Consider the following 23,851-nt stretch of genomic DNA (forward strand, 5'->3'; position numbering starts at 1 on the left):
TCAGAGCATTTCTTTCACTTGTTTGCAGACATTGTCGGCGGTGAAGCCCAGCTTCTCGTCGAGCACCTTGTAGGGGGCGGAGTAGCCGAACGAGGGCAGTCCCCACACTTTGCCGTTGGCTCCCACAAGGCCTTCTAAAGTGATGGGCAGGCCGGCGGTGAGGCCGAAGACTTTGGCTCCGGCGGGGATGACGCTCTCCTGATATGCCTTGTCCTGACTGCGGAAGAGACCTTCGGAGGGCACGGAGACGACGCGCACCTTCACGCCGTCCCGGCGGAGCAGTTCGGCTCCTGCCACGAGGGTGGCGACTTCCGACCCGGAGGCTACGAGCACCACGTCGGCGTCGGTGTCGGAGCCGGCCACGATGTAGGCGCCGCGTGCCGTCTGCGTGTAGTCGTTTCCGGCGGGCAGGTTCGTGATGTTCTGGCGCGAGAAGATGAGGGCCGTCGGGGTGGCGGTGTTCTCCATGGCCAGTCGCCAGGCCTCGGTGGTCTCTTCGGCATCGGCGGGTCGGAGCACCAGCATGGAGTTGTGCCCCTTGTGGTTTTTCAGTTTTTCCATCAGACGGATTTGGGCTTCCTGTTCCACAGGCTCGTGCGTCGGCCCGTCTTCGCCTACGCGGAAAGCGTCGTGTGTCCAGATGAATTTGACGGGCACTTCCATCAGAGCGGCCATGCGCACGGCCGGCTTCATGTAGTCGGAGAAGACAAAGAACGTGCCGCAGGCGGGGATGACGCCGCCGTGCAGGGCCATACCGATGCAGCAGCAGGCCATCGTCAGCTCGGATACGCCTGCCTGGAAGAAGGCGCCGCTGAAGTCGCCCTTTCGGAAGGCGTGGGTCTTCTTCAGGAAGCCGTCGGTCTTGTCGGAGTTGGAGAGGTCGGCAGAAGCTACCACCATGTTTTCCACCTGCGTGGCCAGTGCGCCCAGTACGGTGGCCGATGCAGCCCGCGTGGCGATGTCGGGTTTCTGGGCGATGGCGGCCCAGTCTACTTTCGGCGCTTTGCCTGCGAAGAACCGTGCCAGCTTGGCGGCCTGTTCAGGATTGGCCTCGGCCCATTCGGCTTGGGCTGCGTGGCGCCCGGCCACAATCTTGCGCAGCTCTTCGGCGCGGCGTGCGTAGAGCCCGGCTACTTCGGGGAAGATGACAAACGGATTTTCGGGATCGCCGCCTAAGTTCTTGACGGTGTTGACGTATGCGTCGCCGCCGAGCGGAGCGCCGTGAGTGGCACAGTCGGCCTCGTAGCAGCTTCCGTCGGCCCTGCGGGCTCCCTTGCCCATGACGGTGTGGCCGATGATGAGGGTGGGGCGCTCCGTCTCGGCCTTGGCTTCGGTCAGGGCGCGGCGTATTTCGTCGGGGTCGTTCCCGTTGATGCAGATGACTTTCCATCCCCAGGATTCGTATTTCTTGGCCGTATTTTCGCACGTCACGGCTTGGGTCTCGGTAGAAAGCTGGATGTCGTTGGCGTCGTAGAACATGATGAGATTGTCCAGTCCCAGCGTTCCGGCGATGCGTCCGCTGCCCTGCGAGATTTCTTCCTGCACGCCGCCGTCGGAGATGTAGGCGTAAATCGTCTGGTTCATCACTTCGCCGAAGCGTGCCTTCAGGAATTTGGCTGCGATGGCGGCTCCTACGGCAAACGTGTGTCCCTGTCCCAAGGGGCCCGACGTGTTTTCGATGCCGCGCATGACGTCGCGTTCGGGGTGTCCCGGCGTGGGGCTTCCCCATTGGCGGAATTCTTTCAGTTCGTCGAGTGTGAACTTGCCCGTCAAGGCCAGTTGCGAATAGAGCATGGGCGACATGTGTCCCGGATCGAGAAAGAAGCGGTCGCGTCCCTCCCATGCAGGCCTTTCGGGATCGTATATCAGAAATTCGGAAAACAGTACGTTTATAAAGTCGGCACCGCCCATTGCGCCGCCGGGATGTCCCGACTTGGCTTTCTCTACCATGGAGGCGGCAAGGATGCGGATGTTGTCTGCCGCGCGGTTCATTAGCTTGTTGTCGTTCATGTTTAAACAGTTTATAGGTTTATCTTTTTCGCACGGACAAAGATAGGCTTTTATGTGTGAATATCCATCGCCCCTGCGTGTCTTTTTTACTGTGCGGAAATGTGACTTAAGAAAAATCCCCTTCCCCGGACGTCGGCGTGGGGAAGGGGATCAAAGATTGATGTGTGATGAAATCCGGTTATTCCAGTCGGCGTGCGCCGTCGCTGATGACTACATCATAAATCTTGGGGCTTCTGCCGAACTTGTTCTTGAATTCTACTTTCGCCTTTTCAACGAAGGTGCCGTACAGTTCGTCCTTCACCAAGTTGATGGTACATCCGCCAAAACCGCCGCCCATGACGCGCGAACCTGTCACGCCGCAATCGAAGGCAAGGTCGTTCAGGAAGTCCAATTCTTCGCAGCTCACTTCGTACAGCTTGCTCATGCCGTGGTGCGTTTCATACATTTTCTGCCCTACGGTTTCATAGTCGCCTTTCTCCAGAGCGTCGCAAACGTCGAGTACGCGTTGGATTTCTTCGATGACATATTCTGCACGCTTGTAGTCTTCTTCCGTTACGTCGGCTTTTACAGCTTTGAGCATTTCCATATTGCAGTCGCGCAGGTATTCTACGTGTGGATGATTCTTTTGTACAGCGGTTACGACAGCTTCGCAACTTTGGCGGCGTTTGTTGTAAGCCGAGGATGCCAATTCATGCTTTACGACAGAGTCAACCAGTACGAGGCGGTAACCTTTCGGATCGAAGGGGAAATACTGGTATTCCAGCGAACGGCAATCCAAACGGATAAGGCTGCCTTTCTTGCCGAATACGGAAGCAAACTGGTCCATGATGCCGCAGTTCACGCCGCAATAATTATGTTCGGTAGCCTGGCCAACCTTGGCGAGTTCGAATTTATCAATCTTGTTATCGCCGAAAAGATCGTTCAGCGCATAGGCATACGTGCTTTCCAATGCTGCAGAAGAAGACATTCCGGCACCAAGGGGAACATCGCCTGCGAAAGCTGTATTGAACCCCTTTACTTCTACACCGCGTTTGATCATTTCGCGGCATACACCGAAGATATAACGGGCCCAGCTGGCACGGGGAGCGTCTTCTTCGTTAAGACCGAATTCTACGTAGTCCTTCAGGTCGATGGAATAGGCTTTTACAGTGTTGGTTCCGTTCGGTTTGATTTCTGCAATCATACCTTTGTCGATTGCTCCGGGAAATACAAATCCACCGTTATAGTCGGTGTGTTCACCAATAAGGTTGATACGACCCGGAGATGCATATACAGCTCCTCTTGTTCCGTCAAAATGCTTGATGAAACGACTTCTTACGTGTTCTATATCCATGATACTTATAATTTATTAGGTGAATAATAAAAATTACCGTAATCTTTTTCTTTTACCGTCTGCTTAATCAACAGGGATATCCTTATTGACATTTTTGCAGCCTACAAGGCCGTAATAGAACAGATAGGCCAAGGCGATGATGATAACCCAATAGCTGTTCATAAATCCGGCAACGTCGGCCAGCCAACCCTGAATGACAGGAAGAATACCACCGCCGCATACCAATACCATGAATAAACCGGAGGCGGCTGCCAGGTATTTGCCTAAGCCTTCGACGGCCAAATTGAAGATGCCACCCCACATGATAGAAGTACAGATACCTACCAATACCAAATACATGGCGTTGACGGGTACTTCAGCCATTCCGAAAGACAAGCCTCCCGTTGCACTTTGCTGCAATACCGGCAAGTCGACCAGCGTGCTGGTTGAAGAGAACATGGCCAGCAATACTAAAATCAAACCTAAGCCGGAGGTGAAAATCATCATGGTACGACTTGAAATCTTGGCTCCCAATGATGCGCCGGCCAGACGGCCTATCAACATCAGTAACCAGTATGTTCCTACTACAAAACCGGAAATCGTGGACGAAATGCCTGCGCCGCCTTTTTCAATGGGGTCGGTAAGGAAGAGGTTTAATGTACCCGGTACACCGACTTCAACACCTACGTAAACGAAGATAGCAATGGCACCCAGTACAAAGTGGCGGAATTTCAATGCACCTTTCATCAATGTACCAATAGATTCCGATGATTTGGTTTGACTGGGTTCGGGGATGTTGACAAACAAAAGCACAAAAAATGCGAAGGCAAATACAGCCATGGCGGTGTACATTACAGGGAAAATTTGTGAGATAGTCGCTTTCTCTACAGATCCTGCAATGAGGATGCCTACAAACATCGGGGTGATGGTAGCCATTACGGAATTAAACGAACCACCTACTTGGATCAGCTGGTTACCTTTGTTGCCTTCACCACCCAACTTATTCAGCATAGGATTGACCACTGTGTTGAGCAGACACATGGAAAAACCGGAAATGAAAGCACCGCACAGATATACAGCAAAAGCCGATGAAGGGCTGGTGTGTCCTGAAAGATACTGCACTCCTACGCCAATAAATCCGATGGCTACAGCGATGAGAGCTGTTTTTTTATATCCGACTTTGGTTAATAAAATACCACTGGGAATACCCATTACGGCATACGCGATGAAGTTTCCCAAGTTTCCCAACATGCCGAGTGCGTTGGAAACTGAAAATTGATTCTTCAATACAATCCCCATCGGGGCAGCGAGATTCGTAACGAATGCAATCATACCAAACAGGAAAATCATGGTTATGATGGCGATGATGTTACCATTCTTTTGTTGTGTCATGGTTTTTTCTTTTATAAAGAGGTTATTAATGTTGTTAATTATTGTTCTGGAAGATTATTCTGTAACGCTGAATTTATAGATAGTCGCCTGCTGGTACTCATCGCCCGGAAGTAGGATTGCCGACGGGAAGTGAGGCTTGTTGGGAGTGTCCGGGAAGCATTGTGCCTCGAAACAGACGGCACTTCTCGCCGGATAGGTAGCGCCATGTGCTCCCGTAAATCCGTTAAGCCAGTTACCGGTGTATAGCTGGATGCCGTTTTCTGTAGTGAATACTTCCATCATGCGCCCGCTGATTGGATCGGTATATGTAGCAGCTTGGCTCAATTCTCCGGCCTCTGTCTTATTCAATACATAGCAATGGTCGTATCCGGCTCCGTTGATTAGTTGCTGGAACGGTTCATCTATTCGTTCACCAATGGTGTGTGGCGTGCGGAAATCCATAGGAGTTCCTTCTACTTTCAGAATTTCTCCGGTCGGGATAGAAACTTCATCAATAGGAACGTAGAAATCTGCATTGATGCTAATTGAATGATTTAGTACGGTAGGAGTTGGAGAGGCAATTCCCGATAGGTTGAAAAATCCGTGGTTGGTCAGGTTGACAACCGTCGCTTTATCGGTTGTTGCACGATATTCGATTACAAGTGCGTTAATGTCTTCTTCAAGGCGATAGGTCATTTCAACTTCCAGATTACCCGGAAAGCCTTCTTCTCCATCAGCGGATGTGTAGTTGAAAATCACGGTTGTCGGGTTGGGTTGTACGGCATCCCATACTTTAGTATGGAAACCTGTCGGTCCGCCGTGCAGGGAATTGGGGCCATTGTTGATGGCAAGCTGGTGTCCTTCGCCATAGAGAGTGAAATGTCCTTGGGCTATTCGATTGCCATATCGCCCGATTGTCGTATTAAGAAATGGTTCGGGGCTGTTAATGACGTGTTCTATACTATCATGCCCTAAGATTACGTTGGCATATTCTCCTGCCTTGTCGGGCACCATAATGGAAAGGATTGCACATCCGTAATTCGTCACTGCTACTTCCATTCCCTGGCTGTTTTTCAGAATGTAAAGGTCGGTTTTTTTGCCGCCTATTTCTTTTTGAAAGTTTTTCCTGTCCAAGCAGGAACGGTTACTTTCATAAATATTAGATGCTGTCATATCATGGTATTCATTAAATTCATTGCAAATAAACAGATTTTCTTTCGTTTTCCCAAGCAATAACAAATAATTTTTTGTATGTTTGTCACCATATTTAAGCTAAGTCAAGACAATTTGTGAGTTGAAGCTTTGAAGATGCAGAAGAACGTGCCGGCTTGGCAAGGAATTGATACTAACGTAGAAAAACATTTATACTATTTTGAAAAATATTTAATAGAACATTTTAATGTACCCTCTGAAATTTGAGCCTGTCTTGAAGCAGACGCTTTGGGGAGGCAATAAGATTATCCCTTTTAAACATTTGAATGAAAACTTGCCCAGTGTGGGTGAAAGTTGGGAAGTCTCAGCTGTGGAAGGCAGCGAATCTGTTGTGGCTAACGGTGCGGACAAAGGGCTGACGTTGCCCGAAATGGTACGCAAATATCGGGGAGAACTGGTCGGCGAGTCGAATTATGCACGTTTTGGAAATCAATTTCCTTTGCTGGTTAAGTTTATTGATGCGCGGCAAAAATTATCCATTCAAGTTCATCCGGGCGACGAATTGGCTAAAAAACGTCATAACAGTATGGGTAAAAATGAAATGTGGTATGTCGTTTCTGCTGACGAAGGGGCTACATTGATATCAGGTTTTTCCAAGCAGATCACCCCAAAAGAATATAAGGAACGGGTACATAATGGTACATTTGACGAGGTGCTTCAGACGTGTGCCATCCGGCCGGGTGATGTGTTTTATGTACCTGCCGGCCGTGTGCATGGCATTGGGGCGGGTGCCTTTGTGGTAGAAGTGCAGCAGTCGTCTGATGTGACATATCGCATTTATGACTATAATCGTAGGGATAAAGACGGAAAACTCCGTGAGTTGCATATCGCTCAAGCGATGGATGCCATCAATTTCTCTGATGTAGAAGATGATTTCAGAACGGCGTATGAGGCTGTATCTAATGAGCCTGTGGAAATATTGTCCACCCCTTATTTCTCTGTTTCTTTATATGATATGACAGAAGATATTACATGCGATTATTCAGAGTTGGATTCTTTTGTAATTTTTGTCTGCATAGAAGGGGAATGTCGTATGGTGGACGATACTCAAAATAGCATCACTTTACGCGCAGGAGAAACGGTTCTGCTTCCTGCGGTAACCCAATCGGTCAATATCATTCCTGTAGAAAAGGTGAAGCTGTTAGAAGCTTACGTTTGAGAAAAGCATCGTTTTGTGATGGAAATAATGCTGCATTTCAATGGATGCAGCATCGTTTTTTTATTTTCTAATCGCCCTGTGAAATTTTCGAATTAACTTTATGCCCAACATGAAGCCGTCGAACAGGGCCATTCCTACATTGAAAGCATTTGTGATGGAATTCCTTTTGTCTACTGTAGACGTAAGAGGGTCAATCAGCTTTCGGGCAGTGGTGCCAAGGACTTCCTTCTGTTTCCGGGCATTTAGTAAAGCTTGTTTTCTCAAGACCCGGATGTCATCCAATGTGGTTATTTGTGGTTTGCTATTGTCCATATTGCTCTTCTTTCTTTCCAAGGTCTTCAATAAACAAGTTTGCAATAAATTTAGCCATCGGGTTGACGATGAGTTTTTTGCGGAAAATGTAGACTGTTGCTATCAAAACGGATATGACACACGTAATCAAGGCAAAACTCATCACAAGGCTTCCTACAAGATGGGCTAACAGGTAGGCTAATGTGAAAGACAAATAAAACAGGGCTACCATGCTGAGAATAATGATAACCAGCACTAAAATTAATGTGGATAACAGAATTGTTAGTTTCTCTGCTATCTCTAATTGGGTGTATCTTTTCTGAAGTGCCAGATATTTCTTGACTTCAATGAAAAGTTGTTGCAATGTTTCTATGCCTTTATCATTGGAGAACATGGTAGCTCTGTTTTATGTAGTTTTCTTTGGCTATTTATTCGTCTGCTTCGTTCTTAATCTCCGCGGCGATTTCGTCTACCAAATTTTCCATTTCGTTTCGGCTCAGCCGAAGACCTTTCTTGCGCAGGATGTCTGCAATTTTTGCACGGGTATCTTCTCCTTTTTCAGGGGCAAAAAGAATACCTAAGGTTGCGCCGATAGCGGCTCCACCTAAAAAAGCGGCCAATACATTTAATCCTTTCATAATGTTTATGTTTTACGGTTTATTTGCAAAACTAACCAATATCTTCTAATTCGCATCTCTTTTCGGTGATGTTTTTTCAGGATTTCTACTTATATTTTCCGATTTAGGGAAATTTAACTGTCCTGTATGGCGTCGGATAATTGCTTAGGTGTACTTTTGTCTCCTAAAATTTAAGGTATATATATGAAAGCTTTGGTTAGAGGCATGAACGTTTTGTTATTGATTGTCATGATGATTTGTTGCCTTTCCTGTATGAATGGTGGAGGTTCTCCTTGGGTTGGAAGATGGCAATTACGTGAATATCAATATCCTGATGGGAGTGTTGCAAAAGTTGACAGTGTTTTTTATGGCTTTCAGAAAGGCTCTTTCACAAGTCAGTACATGGGCGAAGACGGGAGTTATCGTTCTATGTATGGTTATTACGAAGAGGAAGATAATAAGATTACCATAACGTTATGGGGGCCGGCAGTTAACGATCCTACCTATAAAAAGTGGTTTGGATGGGAAGACGGTGTCCGTACATTTAGAGTTGATGAGTTGACTTCCAAAAAAATACGTTTGAACTACAACGATACGATATACGTTTTCCGTAATTATTGAACGAACTTATTTAAAAACTTAAATGATAAAGAAAATGAAAAAATTAGCAGTATTGGGAATGGGTGTCTGTGTAGCACTGGCATTCTCTTCTTGTAAGTCGAATGAAAGTGCTTACAAAAAGGCGTATGAAAATGCGAAGAAACAAGAGTTGGCAGAAGCTCCGCAACAGCCAGAAGCCGCTACAGTAGAAGAAAGCCCTGTGGTTAGTGCATCTGTTGAAGCTCCGAAAGTAGTTGAAAGAACTCAGGTTGATGTGCGTCAGGAAAAGGTTACCGTTGTGTCTGGGACAGGCTTGGAAGCTTACAACGTTGTAGCAGGTAGTTTTTCAGTGAAAGCCAATGCGGAAAATTTGAAGGCTTTCTTGGATAAAGAGGGATATAACGCTTCTGTAGCATTCAATGCAGATAATTCGATGTATCGCGTGATTGTGGCTACTTATCACGATAGAGATTCTGCAGCTGCCGCTCGTGATGCCTTCAAAGCAAAGTATCCTAATCGTAACGATTTCCAGGGCGCTTGGTTGCTTTACCGCATCAATTAATGGCTGAATTAGAAACGAACGATTGTTTCGTTTCGTAAATATAGAAGGCGGCACGCTATGGGGTGGCTGCCTTTTTTATTCTTTTGGACGTAAATATGGTTTAAAAGAAGTTATAAAGTAGAATGGGAAACTTTTTCGAGTGGAAAAGTTTCTACCTTTGAAATCTTATATTGCATCTTTGATAAAAATAATATGGATCAACAATATATATTAAAGGCTATTGATGCTGCTTTGGCGGCCGGTGAGAAAATTCTTTCCATTTATAATAATCCGAGTTCCAATTTTCAGGTGAGAAAGAAAGCGGATAATTCGCCGTTGACTATTGCCGATCGGGCGGCTCATGAGGTCATTTGTCGATTGCTGGCCGATACTCCGTATCCCATCTTGAGTGAAGAAGGTAAATCGAAATTTTATGAGGAACGTATGGCATGGAAAGAGTTGTGGATTGTTGATCCATTGGATGGTACAAAGGAATTTATCAAACGCAATGGTGAATTTACTGTTAACATCGCTTTCGTTCAGGATTCTGTTCCATGTATAGGAGTTGTTTATTTGCCGGTAAAACGTGTTCTTTATTTCGCGATGGAAGGAGTGGGAGCTTATAAAATGACAGATGTGGCATCGCGTGGGGAGGTTTCGCTGGAAGATTTGATTGCAAAGGCCACCCGTTTGCCGATTGAAACTACTAAGCGGAACAAATATGTGATTGTCGCTTCACGTTCGCATTCTACGCTCGAAACGGAAAGATTTATTGAAGAGGCTAAAGCTGTTCATCCGAATGTAGAATTGATTTCATGCGGAAGTTCCATTAAAATATGCCTGGTGGCCGAAGGTGTAGCGGACGTTTATCCCCGTTTTGCTTCGACGATGGAATGGGACACGGCTGCAGGACATGCCATTGCACGTGCAGCAGGGATGGAAATCTATCAGGCAGGCATGGATGTGCCGTTGAGTTACAACAAGAAAGACTTGCTGAATCCATGGTTCATTGTAGAGCCGAAGCGGGTTGGACATAAATGAAGACTGGATAATGACTTTTGAAATTGCAGTTGTATTATTGGGATTGGTTGGCATGGTAGCCGCCTTGATACTTGACAAGATGCGTCCGGGCATGGTATTGTTCTCGGTTGTGGTTTTGTTTTTGTGTGCTGGCATTCTGACTCCGAATGAAATGTTGGAAGGATTCAGCAACAAAGGGATGATAACGGTTGCTCTGCTTTATCTGGTTAGTGAAGGTATTCGCCAGTCTGGTGCTTTGGGACAGTTAATTAAGAAATTGCTACCTCAGAAAAAAACGACGGTTTTCAAGGCCCAACTTCGTATGTTACCCACCATTTCTTTCATTTCGGCTTTCCTGAATAATACACCTGTAGTGGTTATATTTGCCCCTATCATCAAGCGATGGGCTGACTCTGTCAAGCTGCCGGCTACTAAGTTTCTCATCCCCTTGTCATACGTTACTATTTTGGGAGGTATCTGTACGTTGATTGGTACTTCGACTAATTTGGTAGTACATGGTATGATTTTAGATGCCGGTTATGATGGCTTTACGATGTTTGAATTAGGAAAGATTGGCATTTTCATTGCTATTGCAGGTATTCTTTATCTGTTCATATTTTCGTCGAAGTTGTTGCCTGACGTTCGTAAGGATTCGGCTGAAGTGGAAGAAGAATTGGAAGAAAAAGGGAAAGGCGATTTACATCGGGTGGAAGCCGTCTTGGGATCTCGTTTCCCTGGTATTAACAAAAGGCTGAAGGACTTTAACTTTAAACGCCATTATGGAGCTGAAGTGAAGGAAATAAAACGAGGCGGACAAAGCATTACGGAGAACCTTGAGAATTGTTATTTGCGTGAAGGAGATACGCTGGTGATGATGGCAGACGATTCATTCATCCAGACGTGGGGCGAGTCTTCGGTTTTTGTCATGCTGGCCAATGGCAAGGATAACGAACCTGTGCCTGGCAAAGGGAAACACTGGCTGGCTTTGATCTTATTGGCACTGATGATTGCCGGAGCCACTATCGGAGAACATCCTTTCGTGAAAGAAGCTGTCCCCAGTATGCATTTGGACATGTTTTTCTTCGTTTCGATAACGACTATCATTATGGCTTGGACGAAGATTTTTCCTGCGCGGAAATATACGAAATATATTTCTTGGGATGTGCTTATTACCATTGCCTGTGCTTTTGCCATCAGTAAGGCGATGGTAAACTCAGGTGTGGCCGATATGGTAGCTAAGTATATTATCGGTTTGAGCGACCATTACGGGCCTCATGTCTTGCTGGCGGCCATGTTCATTATCACCAATTTGCTTACAGAACTTATTACGAACAATGCGGCGGCAGCTTTGGCTTTTCCCTTGGCACTCTCCATTTCGACACAGTTGGGTGTAAGCCCTGTGCCGTTCTTTGTAGTGATTTGTATGGCGGCTTCCGCCAGTTTCTCTACCCCCATCGGCTATCAGACGAACTTGATTGTGCAAGGTATCGGCAACTATAAGTTTACGGATTTTGTCCGTATCGGATTGCCACTGAACATCATAACCTTTCTAATATCTGTTTTTCTGATACCTGTAATCTGGCCTTTTTAAATGTATATTATAAAGGAATGGGAAATAACAACATATATCCGATATTCGATCGAATGATGACGCGGGACGACAAGGAAGCCTTGTTGGGGCAACATAGCTTGATGGTGTGGTTCACAGGGCTGAGCGGTTCGGGCAAGAGTACCATTGCTATTGCCTTGGAGCGCGAGCTGCATCAACGCGGATTCTTGTGCCGCATTTTGGACGGCGATAACATTCGCAGCGGAATCAACAACAACTTAGGCTTTTCCGAGGCCGACCGTGTGGAGAATATCCGCCGCATAGCCGAAGTTTCCAAGCTCTTTGTCGATACAGGCATTATCACCATTGCCGCCTTTATTAGCCCCAGCAACGACATCCGCGAGATGGCGGCTGATATTATTGGCAGGGACGACTTTGTGGAAGTGTACGTCAGTACTCCCATTGAGGAATGCGAACGTCGCGATGTGAAAGGCCTCTATGCCAAGGCGCGCCGGGGTGAAATCAAGAACTTTACGGGCATTTCCGCTCCTTTCGAATCGCCCGAACATCCTGCGTTGACACTCGACACTTCGGTGCTTTCTTTGGAAGAATCCGTTCATAAGCTGTTAGAACTCATATTACCAAGAATTCAGGAGACAGGAAAAATAAGATAGAAAGATGAAAGAAGAGTACAAACTTAGTCATTTGAAAGAACTTGAAGCCGAGTCTATTCATATCATTCGTGAGGTAGCGGCTGAGTTCGAAAATCCTGTAATGCTCTATAGTATAGGCAAAGACTCGTCCGTGATGGTGCGTTTGGCCGAAAAAGCCTTCTATCCGGGCAAGGTGCCTTTCCCTTTAATGCACATCGACTCTAAGTGGAAATTCAAGGAAATGATTCAGTTCCGCGACGAATATGCCAAGAAATACGGATGGAACCTGATTGTAGAGAGCAATATGGAAGCCTTTAAGGCAGGGGTAGGCCCCTTTACGCATGGCAGCAAGGTGCACACCGACCTGATGAAGACGCAGGCTCTGCTTTATGCACTCGACAAATACAAGTTCGATGCCGCCTTTGGTGGTGCCCGCCGCGATGAAGAAAAGTCGCGTGCCAAGGAGCGTATCTTCTCTTTCCGCGACCGTTTCCACCAGTGGGATCCCAAGAATCAGCGTCCTGAGTTATGGGATATTTACAACGCACGCGTCCACAAGGGCGAGAGTATTCGCGTATTTCCCTTGAGCAACTGGACGGAGTTAGACATCTGGCAATACATCCGCTTGGAGAATATCCCCATTGTGCCGCTCTACTTTGCCAAGGAAAGACCTTGCGTGGAGATGGACGGCAACTTGATTATGGCCGACGACGACCGCCTGCCCGAACAGTATCGTGACAAGATACGGATGCGCATGGTGCGTTTCCGCACCTTGGGTTGTTGGCCGTTGACAGGTGCTGTGGAGAGCGAAGCTGACACTATCGAAAAGATTGTGGAAGAGATGATGACCACGACCAAGAGCGAACGCACCACGCGTGTCATTGATTTCGACCAAGAAGCCAGCATGGAGCAGAAGAAGCGGGAAGGATATTTTTAAACGAACGATTAAGAATTCTGAAGACAATGGACAACAATAAATTGGATATAAAGGCCTTTTTGGATAAGGATGAACAGAAAGACTTGCTTCGTTTTCTGACGGCAGGGTCAGTGGACGACGGTAAGTCCACCCTGATAGGGCGCCTGTTGTTCGATAGCAAAAAACTGTACGAAGACCAGCTGGACGCCTTGGAGCGCGACAGCAAGCGTATGGGGAATGCCGGCGATCACATCGACTATGCCCTTCTGCTGGACGGATTGAAAGCCGAACGTGAACAAGGCATCACCATCGACGTGGCCTACCGCTACTTCTCGACCAACAACCGCAAGTTCATCATCGCCGATACGCCGGGGCACGAACAATATACGCGCAACATGATTACGGGCGGTTCGACGGCCAATTTGGCCATTATTCTCGTGGATGCACGCACAGGGGTCATCACCCAAACGCGCCGACACACGTTTCTTGTGTCGTTGCTGGGCATCAAACACGTAGTGCTGGCTGTGAACAAAATGGACTTGGTGGATTTTTCCGAAAAGCGTTTCGACGAAATAGTCTCCGTTTACAAAGAGTTTGTCGCTCCGTTGGGCATCCCCGATGTGACTTGTATTCCCTTGTCCGCACTCGAAGGCGACAACGTGGTGACCAATTCGGAGCGTACACCTTGGTATAAAGGCACGTCGCTGCTTGACTTCTTGGAAACCGTCCACATTGATAACGATCATAACTTCAAAGACTTCCGCTTCCCAGTCCAGTATGTACTTCGCCCTAACCTTAACTTCCGCGGCTTCTGCGGCAAGGTAGCTTCGGGCATCATTCGCAGGGGCGACGAAGTGATGGCATTGCCTTCGCGCAAAAAGTCGCGTATCAAAAGCATCGTGACCTACGACGGCGAGCTGGATTATGCCTTTCCACCCCAGTCGGTAACGCTGACCTTGGAAGACGAGATCGACGTGTCCAGAGGCGAGATGCTGGTACATCCCGACAACCTGCCGATGGAAGACCGCAACTTCGAGGCCATGCTTGTATGGATGGACGAGGAGCCGATGGATGCCAACAAATCTTTCTTCATCAAGCAGACCACCAACCTGAGCCGTGCACACATAGACACCGTCAAGTACAAGGTGGACGTTAACACCATGGAACACCTCTCTTTGGAGAACGGCAAGCTGACGCGGGATACCCTCCCGATGCAGCTTAACCAGATAGCCCGCGTAGTGTTCACTACGGCCAAGGAATTGTTCTTCGACCCTTATCAGCAGAACAAGGCGACGGGTGCGTTCATCCTGATAGACCCCATCACCAACAATACCAGTGCTGTCGGCATGATTATCGACCGTGTAGAGAGCAAGGACATGTACCGGGGCGACGAACTGCCTGTGCTCGACCTTGTGAAACTGGGTATTGCTCCTGAGCATTACGAGGCGATAGAGAAAGCTGTGAAGGAGCTCGAACGTCAGGGATTGGGTGTGAAGGTGGTGAAATGAGAGGAATGCCTCTCTGAGTAATCTAAAAGAAAAGGATGCTTTCGCATGGAGAAAAGGCCGTTTTCTTGTGGAAAAAACATCGCTTTCTTCAAGGCATGGCATCGGAAATGGCATAATGAGTGAATATTTGAGAAAAAGATATGGGTTTATTAGAATTTAACAAGCTCCCCATCAATACATTGGTGGGGGCCGATTGGAAGACTTTCAACCGGATAACTGCCGGCCGCACCATTGACGCTTCCTATAAAGGGAAGTATCGCCTGACGAAGGCTGTGTGCCGTCTGCTTTCCACGCTGGTATCGTTACAGGACCGGAAATACAAAAAAATCTTGGCCGACAAACCCTTGGAACGCGACCCGGTGTTTATCCTGGGGCATTGGCGGAGTGGTACGACGTTTGTCCACAACGTCTTTTCGTGCGATAAACATTTCGGTTATAACACTACCTATCAGACCGTTTTCCCACACCTGATGATGTGGGGACAGCCTTTCTTTAAGAAGAATATGAGCTGGCTGATGCCCGACAAGCGTCCGACCGACAACATGGAGTTGGCCGTTGACCTGCCCCAGGAAGAGGAATTTGCGCTGGCCAACATGATGCCTTATACCTATTACAATTTCTGGTTCCTGCCCAAACACATACAGGAGTATGCCGACAAGTACCTTCTCTTCGACGACATTACGGACGAAGAACTGAGAGTGTTCGAGGAAACTTTTGTGAAACTCATCAAGATTTCCTTGTGGAATACGCACGGAACCCAGTTTTTGAGCAAAAATCCGCCCCATACGGGCCGCGTGAAAGAGTTGGTCAAGATGTTCCCCGATGCCAAGTTTATCTACCTGATGCGCAATCCTTATACCGTGTTCGAGAGCACGCGCAGCTTCTTTACCAATACCATCCAGCCCCTGAAACTTCAGGACATCAGCAGCGAAGAGCTGGAAAAGAATATTCTTTCCATCTATGCCAAGCTGTATCACAAATATGAGGCGGACAAGAACTGTATCCCTGCCGGCAAATTGATTGAAGTGAAATTCGAGGACTTCGAGGCAGATGCTATGGGCATGACGGAGCATATCTATCAGACATTGTCCATTCCCGGCTTTGAAGAAGCCCGCGCCGACATCGAAAAGTATGTGGGGAGTAAGAAGGGATACAAGAAGAACAAGTACAAATACGATGACCGCACGGTGCATCTGGTTCAGGAGAATTGGGGATTTGCATTGGAACAGTGGAAGTATGAGTTATAATAAGGAGAAGATAAAAAGATGATGTGCAGAAAATATTTGTTGTATATAGCAATCTGCGTAGCCTTTTTGTGGAGTGGGATGGCTGTGGCCCAACCTCATGTGGAACCCATTTCTTTCGGTGACATGGATCAATGGGTGGACCGTCAGATCAAGGAATCGGGCATTATAGGGGGAGCTACCAAACACGTCTATGCCATCGCCCCCACAAAGACCATCGTGGGCGACGAGCCATACACCAATATGGGAGGTTCGCCTTGGGCCACTTCCAATGTCATGGCTAAGGTGGCAGGCATCACAAAAACCAATACTTCGGTATTTCCAGAAAAGAGAGGCGATGGCTATTGCGCCCGTCTCGATACCCGTATGGAGAGCGTCAAGGTTCTCGGATTGGTGAATATAACGGTACTTGCCGCCGGTTCCATATTCTTGGGCGAGGTGTACGAACCGATCAAAGGGACACGAAACCCGCAGAAAATGTTGAATTCGGGCATACCTTTCACCCAAAAGCCGGTAGCTATCCAATTTGACTATAAAGTCAAGATGTCCGATCGCGAGAAGCGTATCCGTGCTACAGGCTTCAGTCGCATCACCGATGTCGAAGGAAAAGATTTTCCGGCGGCTATTCTTTTGTTGCAGAAACGTTGGGAAGACAAAGACGGCAATATCTACGCCAAACGTGTAGGTACGATGGTCGTGCGTTATTACGTGACGACACCCGACTGGAAAAATAATGTTACCTATGATATTATGTATGGCGATATTACGGGCAACCCCAACTACAAGGCCCATATGATGCGCTTGCAGGTTGAAGAACGTTATGCAATGAACAGCAAGGGAGAGAGCGTACCTATCAATGAGGTGGCGTGGGGGACTGAAGAGGACGTGCCAACCCACATGGTACTTCAGTTTACATCCAGCCATGGCGGTGCTTATATCGGTTCGCCGGGCAATTCACTTTGGGTTGACAATGTTAAACTCATATATTGATTGTTTGGCAGAAACGATTAAAGTTGTATTTTTGTGGCCGATATGGGAAGATTACTTGCGATAGATTATGGAAAGAAACGAACGGGAATAGCCGTGACTGATACCCTGCAACTGATAGCGAACGGGCTGACAACGGTGCCGACTCATGAGTTGCTGGCTTTCATCATTGACTATGTGTCCAAGGAATCGGTCGAGCGTATTCTGGTAGGCCTTCCCAAACAGATGAACAATGAGGCCTCGGAAAACATGAAGCGTATAGAGCCATTTGTCCGTTCTCTGCAGAAGGAACTTCCTGATATGCCCGTAGAATATGTGGACGAGCGTTTTACTTCCGTTTTGGCTCATCGGGCGATGTTGGATGCCGGATTGAAAAAAAAAGACCGACAGGATAAGGCACTGGTCGACGAAATCAGCGCTACCATCATTTTACAGAGTTATTTGGAGAACAGAAGAACATCATTTGACAGATTAAATAAAGAATAGAACATGATTTTACCTATATATACTTATGGACAGCCCGTGTTGAGAAAAGTGGCTGAAGACATTACGCCCGACTATCCCAATCTGAAAGAACTTATTATGAATATGTTTGAAACAATGGACCGTGCCGAAGGGGTTGGATTGGCTGCACCTCAGGTAGGACTTCCTATCCGTGTAGTTGTCATCAATCTGGATGTTTTGTCCGATGATCTGCCAGAGTTCAAAGGCTTCCGCAAGGCTTATATCAATCCTCATATTCTGGAAGTGTCGGGAGAGGAAGTCGCGATGGACGAAGGTTGCTTAAGCTTGCCGGGTATTCATGAGAGTGTAAAGCGTGGTGAAAAGATCCGTGTGAAATACATGGACGAGAATTGGGAAGCACACGAAGAGGACGTTGAAGGCTATTTGGCCCGTGTCATGCAACATGAGTTTGACCATTTGGAAGGCAAGATGTTCATTGACCATTTGTCTACTTTGCGCAAGCAGATGATAAAAGGCAAGCTGAATTCCCTGCTTAAAGGGAAGGCGCATTGCACGTATAAGGTGAAAACTGTGAAATAATTATAATGTAATGGTGAAGCGAATCCTGATAGCCATCGTGTTTTTTCCGGCATTGCTATGTGCCCAAATCAATACGGAGCGAGTAATGATGATTGCCCGCAATGCGCTGTATTTCGAGGATTATGTACTTTCCATTCAGTATTTTAATCAGGTAATCAGTGCCAAACCATACTTGTTTGAACCTTATTTCTTTCGTGGTTTGGCCAAGATAAATTTGGAAGACTATCAGGGAGCCGAAGCCGATTGTGATGAAGCAATTCGGAGAAATCCCTTTGTCGTGGGGGCTTATCAGATAAGAGGACTTGCACGTATTCGTCAGAACAATTTTGACGGAGCGATAGAAGATTATCGAATGGCCTTGAAATATGAGCCCGAAAATGTCGTTTTATGGCATAATCTGACGCTTTGTCATATGCAGAAGGAAGATTACACTTCGGCAAAGGACGATTTGGAGAAATTGCTGACAGTGTCTCCTCGCTACACGAGGGCCTACCTGATGCGTGGTGAAGTGAATCTAAGGCAAAATGATACGATCAATGCTTTAAGGGATTTCGACAGAGCCATTGAGTTGGATCGTTATGATGCTGACGGCTGGAGTGCACGTGCTTTGGTGAAACTCCAACAAAAACAATATAAAGAGGCTGAAAACGATTTGGACCAAGCCATTCGTCTGAGTGTCAAAAATGCCGGAAATTATATCAACCGCGCTTTGGCTCGTTTCCATCAGAACAATTTGAGAGGAGCCATGCAGGATTATGATGTGGCGTTGGATATAGACCCCAATAACTTTATCGGGCATTACAACCGAGGTTTGCTTCGTGCCCAAGTCGGGGATGACAACCGCGCCATTGAAGATTTCGATTTTGTGTTGGAGACGGAACCTGACAATATGATGGCCGCTTTCAACCGAGGCTTGTTACGTGCGCAGACAGGTGACTATCGGGGAGCTATCAGTGACTATTCGAAAGTGATAGATGAGTATCCTAACTTCTTAACTGGATATCATTATCGGGCGGAGGCACGTCGTAAGGTGGGCGACCTTAAGGGAGCTGAACAAGATGAATTCAAGCTTATGAAAGCTCAGCTGGATCGTTTGAATGGAAAGAAAAACAATGGAAAGGATGTAGTTGATGCTACTTCGGATGCCGATAATACCGATAAGGAAAAGACCCGCAAAAAGTCTGATAAGAATATGGAAAACTATCGGAAGATAGTGATTGCGGATGATTCTGAAGTGACTCAGCGATATACGAGCGACTATCGTGGCCGTGTACAAGATCGTAATGTCATAGTCAAGTTGGAGCCGATGTATGCTTTGACCTACTATGAAAAGATAAATGAAGTAAAGAAAGCTGTCCATTACCATAAATTTATAGATGCGTTAAATCTGTCCAAGCAATTGCCGAAGCCTCTGCGCATAACCAATATGGAAGCTCCGTTGACAGAGGAACAGATTAAATATCATTTTGCGTTGATTGATTCTCATACATCTGATATTGTAGCTGAGCCTCTGAATGTGATGAAACGGTTCGGGCGTGGCATTGATTTCTATCTGGTGCAAGATTTTGACAGCTCGATTGATGATTTCACACAAAGTATTTTGTTGGATGGAAATTTCTTCCCGGCCTATTTCATGCGCGCGTTGGTTCGCTACAAACAGCTTGAATATAAGAAGGCAGAAACTATGGCAGACGGAAATATTCAATCGGCTACTGCCGACAAGCAGAGTTCAGAAATAACGGCTGTTGATTATGAAGTTGTCAAGAAGGATTTGGACAAAGTCGTAGAATTGGCTCCAGATTTTGTTTATGGATACTACAATCGGGGTAATGTTTCTTCAACGTTGAAGGATTATCGCTCAGCTTTGGAAGATTATAACAAGGCTATCGAGCTGGATCCTGAATTTGCAGAGGCTTATTTTAATCGTGGATTGACCCAGATCTTTTTGGGCAACAACAAGCAGGGTATTTTGGATTTAAGCAAGGCTGGTGAATTGGGTGTAATTTCTGCCTATAACATCATCAAACGCTTTACGGATAATGCCCGCGAATAACATTTTGTGTGAAAGAGATGATTTTAAAAAATAAATCTTTATTTTTGCGTTCTGAATTTGAAATACATAGCATTATGATAAAAATAACATTCCCAGATGGCTCTGTTCGTGAATACAACGAAGGAGTAACCGGCTTACAAATAGCAGAAAGTATCAGTTCAAGACTGGCTCAAGAAGTCTTGGCTTGTGGTGTAAACGGCGAAATTTATGATTTGGGGCGTCCCATTCAGAATGATGCCGAGATTGTTCTTTATAAGTGGGAAGATGAGCAGGGTAAGCATGCTTTCTGGCACACCAGTGCTCACTTGCTGGCAGAAGCTTTGCAGGAACTCTATCCTGGTATTCAGTTCGGTATAGGTCCGGCAATAGAAAACGGATTTTATTATGATGTTGATCCGGGCGAAACGCCCATTAAAGAAGTTGATCTGCCTGCGATTGAAAGCAAGATGGCTGAACTGGCTGCCAAGAAAGAGGTTGTTGTTCGCCAAGATATTTCGAAGAAAGATGCTCTGAAAAAATTTGGAGATCGTGGTGAAACCTACAAGTGTGAACTGATTTCTGAGTTGGAAGACGGTCACATCACAACTTATACACAAGGTTCATTTACAGATTTGTGTCGTGGCCCACACTTGATGACGACGGCTCCTATCAAGGCTATCAAACTGACTTCAGTAGCCGGTGCCTATTGGCGTGGACAGGAAGATCGTAAGATGATGACCCGTATTTATGGCATCACTTTTCCCAAAAAAAAGATGCTGGACGAATATTTGGTGCTGATGGAAGAAGCCAAGAAACGTGACCATCGTAAGATAGGTAAAGAGATGGAATTGTTCATGTTCTCCGATACGGTAGGCAAGGGCCTTCCGATGTGGTTGCCGAAAGGAACAGCCTTGCGTATCCGTTTGCAGGATTTCTTGCGTCGTATCCAGGCTCGTTATGATTATCAGGAAGTGATGTGTCCACCTATCGGAAACAAACTTCTGTATATTACTTCCGGCCACTATGCTAAGTATGGAAAAGACTCCTTCCAACCTATCCATACACCTGAAGAAGGTGAAGAATACTTCTTGAAGCCGATGAACTGCCCTCACCACTGTATGATATACAAGAACTCGCCTCGTTCGTACAAGGATCTGCCTTTACGTCTTGCTGAATTCGGTACGGTTTGTCGTTATGAGCAAAGCGGTGAGTTGCATGGATTGACTCGTGTACGTAGCTTTACGCAAGATGATGCACATTTGTTCTGCCGGCCTGATCAAGTAAAGGATGAATTCTTACGTGTGATGGATATTATTTCCATTGTGTTCAAGTCTATGAATTTTGAGAACTTTGAAGCACAGATTTCTTTGCGTGACAAAGAAAATCGTGAAAAATATATCGGTAGCGATGAAAACTGGGAGAAAGCAGAACGTGCTATTATCGAAGCTTGCGAAGAAAAAGGTTTGAAGGCAAAGATTGAATACGGTGAGGCTGCTTTCTATGGCCCGAAGCTTGACTTTATGGTAAAGGATGCCATTGGACGCCGTTGGCAGTTGGGAACTATTCAGGTTGACTATAACCTGCCCGAACGCTTCCAGTTGGAATATACGGGAGCTGACAATCAGAAACATCGCCCTGTGATGATTCATCGTGCACCTTTTGGTTCTATGGAGCGTTTCGTCGCTGTGCTTATTGAGCATACAGCTGGTAAGTTCCCTTTATGGCTGACTCCCGATCAGGTCGCTATTCTGCCTATCAGCGAAAAGTTCAATGATTATGCTAATGAAGTGCGTATGATATTGAAGAAATATGATATTCGTGCTTTAGTGGATGAACGTAACGAGAAGATCGGACGTAAGATTCGTGACAACGAGATGAAGCGCATTCCTTATATGCTTGTTGTTGGTGAAAAGGAGGCGGAAAACGGCGAAGTTTCTGTACGTAAGCAAGGTAAAGGTGACCAAGGTACAATGAAAGTGGAAAAATTTGCTAAAAAAATCAGTGAAGAAGTTCAGAATATGATAAATAAGTGGTAAATTTGCGGCCAATTTAGCAGTAACAAATAAAAAACGCATAGGAAGTAAACGTTATTTAATGAAGAATGACAGCTTAAAAGGGCAACATCGGATTAATGAACAAATCCGTGCCAAAGAAGTCCGTATAGTAGGCGATGAGGTAGAAAACAAAGTATATCCGATAGCACAGGCTTTGAAATTGGCCGAAGAATACGAAGCGGACCTTGTAGAGATTTCTCCCAACGCACAACCCCCTGTTTGTCGTATTATTGATTACTCTAAATTCCTTTACCAACTGAAGAAACGTCAGAAAGAACAGAAAGCCAAGCAGGTTACAGTCAACGTGAAGGAAATCCGTTTTGGTCCTCAAACTGATGACCATGACTATAATTTCAAGTTGAAGCATGCTAAAGGTTTTTTGGAAGATGGTGACAAGGTGAAGGCGTATGTTTTCTTCAAAGGTCGTTCCATTTTGTTTAAAGAACAAGGTGAAGTATTGTTGCTTCGTTTTGCGAATGATTTGGAAGACTATGCTAAAGTGGATCAGATGCCAGTTCTTGAAGGAAAGCGCATGACGATTCAACTTTCGCCGAAGAAAGCGACGGGAACAAAGAAGCCTGCTAACTTTTAAACCGTCGATTGTTTCTGATACAACGGAAGAATAAGAAAAATGAGTAACGCCATTGTATAGTGCGTTGCCATGATAGTTTTAATAATAAAATATAAGTAAAATGCCAAAGATCAAGACTAACTCCGGTTCAAAAAAAAGATTTACTCTTACCGGAACGGGTAAAATCAAAAGAAAACATGCTTTTCACAGTCACATTTTGACTAAGAAAACGAAGAAGCAGAAAAGGAATCTATGCTACGCTACATTAGTTGATATCACTAATGTAAGCCAGGTTAAGGAGCTTTTGGCTATAAAGTAATCAGAAAGCTGCTAAGAAAATTAAAGTTATTAACCGAATGTTTTAGCTTGAAGTCTGTTGTGTGAAGCAATGGCGCTAACATTCAAAAAACAAGTGAAAATATGCCAAGATCAGTAAATCACGTTGCTTCTAGAGCAAGAAGAAAGAAAATTTTGAAGTTGACCAGAGGTTACTTTGGTGCCAGAAAGAACGTTTGGACTGTTGCCAAGAACACTTGGGAGAAAGGTTTAACTTATGCGTTCCGTGACCGCAAGAATAAAAAGAGAAACTTTCGTGCTTTGTGGATTCAGCGAATCAACGCAGCCGCTCGTTTGGAGGGTCTGTCTTATTCTAAACTGATGGGTGCTTTGCACAAAGCCGGAATCGAAATTAACCGTAAGGTTTTGGCCGATTTGGCTGTTAATCATCCAGAAGCATTTAAGGCTATTGTTGCTAAAGTTAAAAATTAAGGAAAGTGCTGGATTCCCATAAAGTTTCCAGCACTTTTTTATGTTTTTCTTGTTTCTTTCATAGAAACTTCTTATCTTTGTCATAGAAAAAAATAGCTGCATTGATTGGATCGGGAAACTCATCAAATTATACGAAATACCGAGACACACTTCGATTCTCAATGGCGGGCCACGCCTTTCGGGGTAACTTTTGAGTCGGTGGATTACAAAGAGGACGAGTACTCAAATCATGTCTATCGGAGTTTCATCACATCATCGGTGCGGCTTTCTATAAAAAAGGAATGGTAATTTAGTTGCCATTCCTTTTTTTTTTTCAAATTGTCTAGTCCTGAAATAGCGTTACAACAAAAAGTAACATTATGGAAAAGACAGAAACAAAGTACGTTAAGCGC

At 45.9% G+C, this 23,851-nt stretch carries 23 protein-coding genes; 17 read left to right on the forward strand and 6 right to left on the reverse strand.

The genetic code is table 11. The annotated features are described in order from the left end of the window. From Q0Z70_RS07190 to Q0Z70_RS07205, 4 genes are all read right to left on the reverse strand, one after another. The gene (locus Q0Z70_RS07190; RefSeq protein WP_298073418.1) at positions 1-2,010 is read right to left on the reverse strand and encodes a transketolase; all 2,010 of its coding nucleotides are present in this window, start codon (positions 2,008-2,010) and stop codon (positions 1-3) included. 178 nt (positions 2,011-2,188) lie between these two features. Further along, complete coding sequence (galK, locus tag Q0Z70_RS07195) at positions 2,189-3,343, reverse strand: galactokinase (protein WP_298073419.1); 1,155 nt, start codon at positions 3,341-3,343, stop codon at positions 2,189-2,191. A 63-nt stretch (positions 3,344-3,406) separates the two neighbouring features. Next, positions 3,407-4,714, reverse strand: a complete 1,308-nt coding sequence (locus Q0Z70_RS07200) for an MFS transporter (protein ID WP_298073420.1) — start codon at positions 4,712-4,714, stop codon at positions 3,407-3,409. Between the two features lie 54 nt (positions 4,715-4,768). Continuing rightward, positions 4,769-5,866: an aldose epimerase family protein gene (locus Q0Z70_RS07205; protein ID WP_298073421.1), complete on the reverse strand. Its 1,098-nt coding sequence runs from the start codon at positions 5,864-5,866 to the stop codon at positions 4,769-4,771. Positions 5,867-6,092: 226 nt separating this feature from the next. On the opposite strand from Q0Z70_RS07205, the gene Q0Z70_RS07210 reads away from it, so the two are divergent. Then, on the forward strand, positions 6,093-7,064 hold the full coding sequence (locus Q0Z70_RS07210; RefSeq protein ID WP_298073422.1) for a type I phosphomannose isomerase catalytic subunit: 972 nt from the start codon (positions 6,093-6,095) through the stop codon (positions 7,062-7,064). Between the two features lie 301 nt (positions 7,065-7,365). Here Q0Z70_RS07210 and Q0Z70_RS07215 read toward each other — a convergent pair whose 3' ends face one another. Next, positions 7,366-7,749, reverse strand: a complete 384-nt coding sequence (locus tag Q0Z70_RS07215) for a phage holin family protein (protein ID WP_298073423.1) — start codon at positions 7,747-7,749, stop codon at positions 7,366-7,368. Positions 7,750-7,783: 34 nt separating this feature from the next. Beyond that, a complete protein-coding gene (locus tag Q0Z70_RS07220; protein ID WP_298073424.1) occupies positions 7,784-7,993 on the reverse strand; it encodes a YtxH domain-containing protein in 210 nt (69 codons plus the stop codon). A gap of 183 nt (positions 7,994-8,176) precedes the next feature. On the opposite strand from Q0Z70_RS07220, the gene Q0Z70_RS07225 reads away from it, so the two are divergent. The 16 genes from Q0Z70_RS07225 to rplT all read left to right on the forward strand — a co-directional run bounded on the left by Q0Z70_RS07225 (position 8,177) and on the right by rplT (position 23,459). After that, a complete protein-coding gene (locus Q0Z70_RS07225; RefSeq protein ID WP_298073425.1) occupies positions 8,177-8,593 on the forward strand; it encodes a lipocalin-like domain-containing protein in 417 nt (138 codons plus the stop codon). 34 nt (positions 8,594-8,627) lie between these two features. Next, the gene (locus Q0Z70_RS07230; RefSeq protein WP_298073426.1) at positions 8,628-9,134 is read left to right on the forward strand and encodes an SPOR domain-containing protein; all 507 of its coding nucleotides are present in this window, start codon (positions 8,628-8,630) and stop codon (positions 9,132-9,134) included. Positions 9,135-9,326: 192 nt separating this feature from the next. Continuing rightward, positions 9,327-10,154 carry a 3'(2'),5'-bisphosphate nucleotidase CysQ gene (gene cysQ, locus Q0Z70_RS07235; RefSeq protein ID WP_298073427.1) on the forward strand — a complete coding sequence of 276 codons (828 nt, stop codon included), beginning with the start codon at positions 9,327-9,329 and terminating at the stop codon, positions 10,152-10,154. 10 nt (positions 10,155-10,164) lie between these two features. Further along, the gene (locus tag Q0Z70_RS07240) at positions 10,165-11,724 is read left to right on the forward strand and encodes an SLC13 family permease (RefSeq protein ID WP_298073428.1); all 1,560 of its coding nucleotides are present in this window, start codon (positions 10,165-10,167) and stop codon (positions 11,722-11,724) included. Positions 11,725-11,741: 17 nt separating this feature from the next. Next, positions 11,742-12,356: an adenylyl-sulfate kinase gene (gene cysC / locus Q0Z70_RS07245; protein ID WP_298073429.1), complete on the forward strand. Its 615-nt coding sequence runs from the start codon at positions 11,742-11,744 to the stop codon at positions 12,354-12,356. A 4-nt stretch (positions 12,357-12,360) separates the two neighbouring features. Further along, positions 12,361-13,272, forward strand: coding sequence for a sulfate adenylyltransferase subunit CysD (cysD, locus tag Q0Z70_RS07250; protein WP_298073430.1), 912 nt, complete (start codon positions 12,361-12,363; stop codon positions 13,270-13,272). 26 nt (positions 13,273-13,298) lie between these two features. Beyond that, a complete protein-coding gene (gene cysN / locus Q0Z70_RS07255) occupies positions 13,299-14,759 on the forward strand; it encodes a sulfate adenylyltransferase subunit CysN (RefSeq protein WP_298073431.1) in 1,461 nt (486 codons plus the stop codon). A gap of 140 nt (positions 14,760-14,899) precedes the next feature. Further along, positions 14,900-16,006 carry a sulfotransferase gene (locus Q0Z70_RS07260; protein ID WP_298073432.1) on the forward strand — a complete coding sequence of 369 codons (1,107 nt, stop codon included), beginning with the start codon at positions 14,900-14,902 and terminating at the stop codon, positions 16,004-16,006. Positions 16,007-16,084: 78 nt separating this feature from the next. Continuing rightward, complete coding sequence (locus Q0Z70_RS07265; protein ID WP_298073441.1) at positions 16,085-16,993, forward strand: PCMD domain-containing protein; 909 nt, start codon at positions 16,085-16,087, stop codon at positions 16,991-16,993. 42 nt (positions 16,994-17,035) lie between these two features. Beyond that, the gene (gene ruvX, locus Q0Z70_RS07270) at positions 17,036-17,476 is read left to right on the forward strand and encodes a Holliday junction resolvase RuvX (RefSeq protein WP_298073433.1); all 441 of its coding nucleotides are present in this window, start codon (positions 17,036-17,038) and stop codon (positions 17,474-17,476) included. A 3-nt stretch (positions 17,477-17,479) separates the two neighbouring features. Next, on the forward strand, positions 17,480-18,034 hold the full coding sequence (gene def / locus Q0Z70_RS07275; protein WP_298073434.1) for a peptide deformylase: 555 nt from the start codon (positions 17,480-17,482) through the stop codon (positions 18,032-18,034). A gap of 10 nt (positions 18,035-18,044) precedes the next feature. Then, positions 18,045-20,087 carry a tetratricopeptide repeat protein gene (locus Q0Z70_RS07280; protein ID WP_298073435.1) on the forward strand — a complete coding sequence of 681 codons (2,043 nt, stop codon included), beginning with the start codon at positions 18,045-18,047 and terminating at the stop codon, positions 20,085-20,087. Positions 20,088-20,161: 74 nt separating this feature from the next. Then, positions 20,162-22,102 carry a threonine--tRNA ligase gene (gene thrS, locus Q0Z70_RS07285; protein WP_298073436.1) on the forward strand — a complete coding sequence of 647 codons (1,941 nt, stop codon included), beginning with the start codon at positions 20,162-20,164 and terminating at the stop codon, positions 22,100-22,102. A 58-nt stretch (positions 22,103-22,160) separates the two neighbouring features. Further along, entirely contained in the window at positions 22,161-22,712 is a 552-nt protein-coding gene (infC, locus tag Q0Z70_RS07290) for a translation initiation factor IF-3 (protein ID WP_298073437.1), read from the forward strand. A gap of 100 nt (positions 22,713-22,812) precedes the next feature. After that, complete coding sequence (rpmI, locus tag Q0Z70_RS07295; RefSeq protein ID WP_298073438.1) at positions 22,813-23,010, forward strand: 50S ribosomal protein L35; 198 nt, start codon at positions 22,813-22,815, stop codon at positions 23,008-23,010. A gap of 101 nt (positions 23,011-23,111) precedes the next feature. Further along, complete coding sequence (gene rplT / locus Q0Z70_RS07300; RefSeq protein ID WP_298073439.1) at positions 23,112-23,459, forward strand: 50S ribosomal protein L20; 348 nt, start codon at positions 23,112-23,114, stop codon at positions 23,457-23,459. Positions 23,460-23,851: the final 392 nt, after the last annotated feature.

Origin of the sequence: uncultured Bacteroides sp. (assembly GCF_947632445.1) — a bacterium.
Classification (GTDB): Bacteria; Bacteroidota; Bacteroidia; order Bacteroidales; family Bacteroidaceae; genus Bacteroides.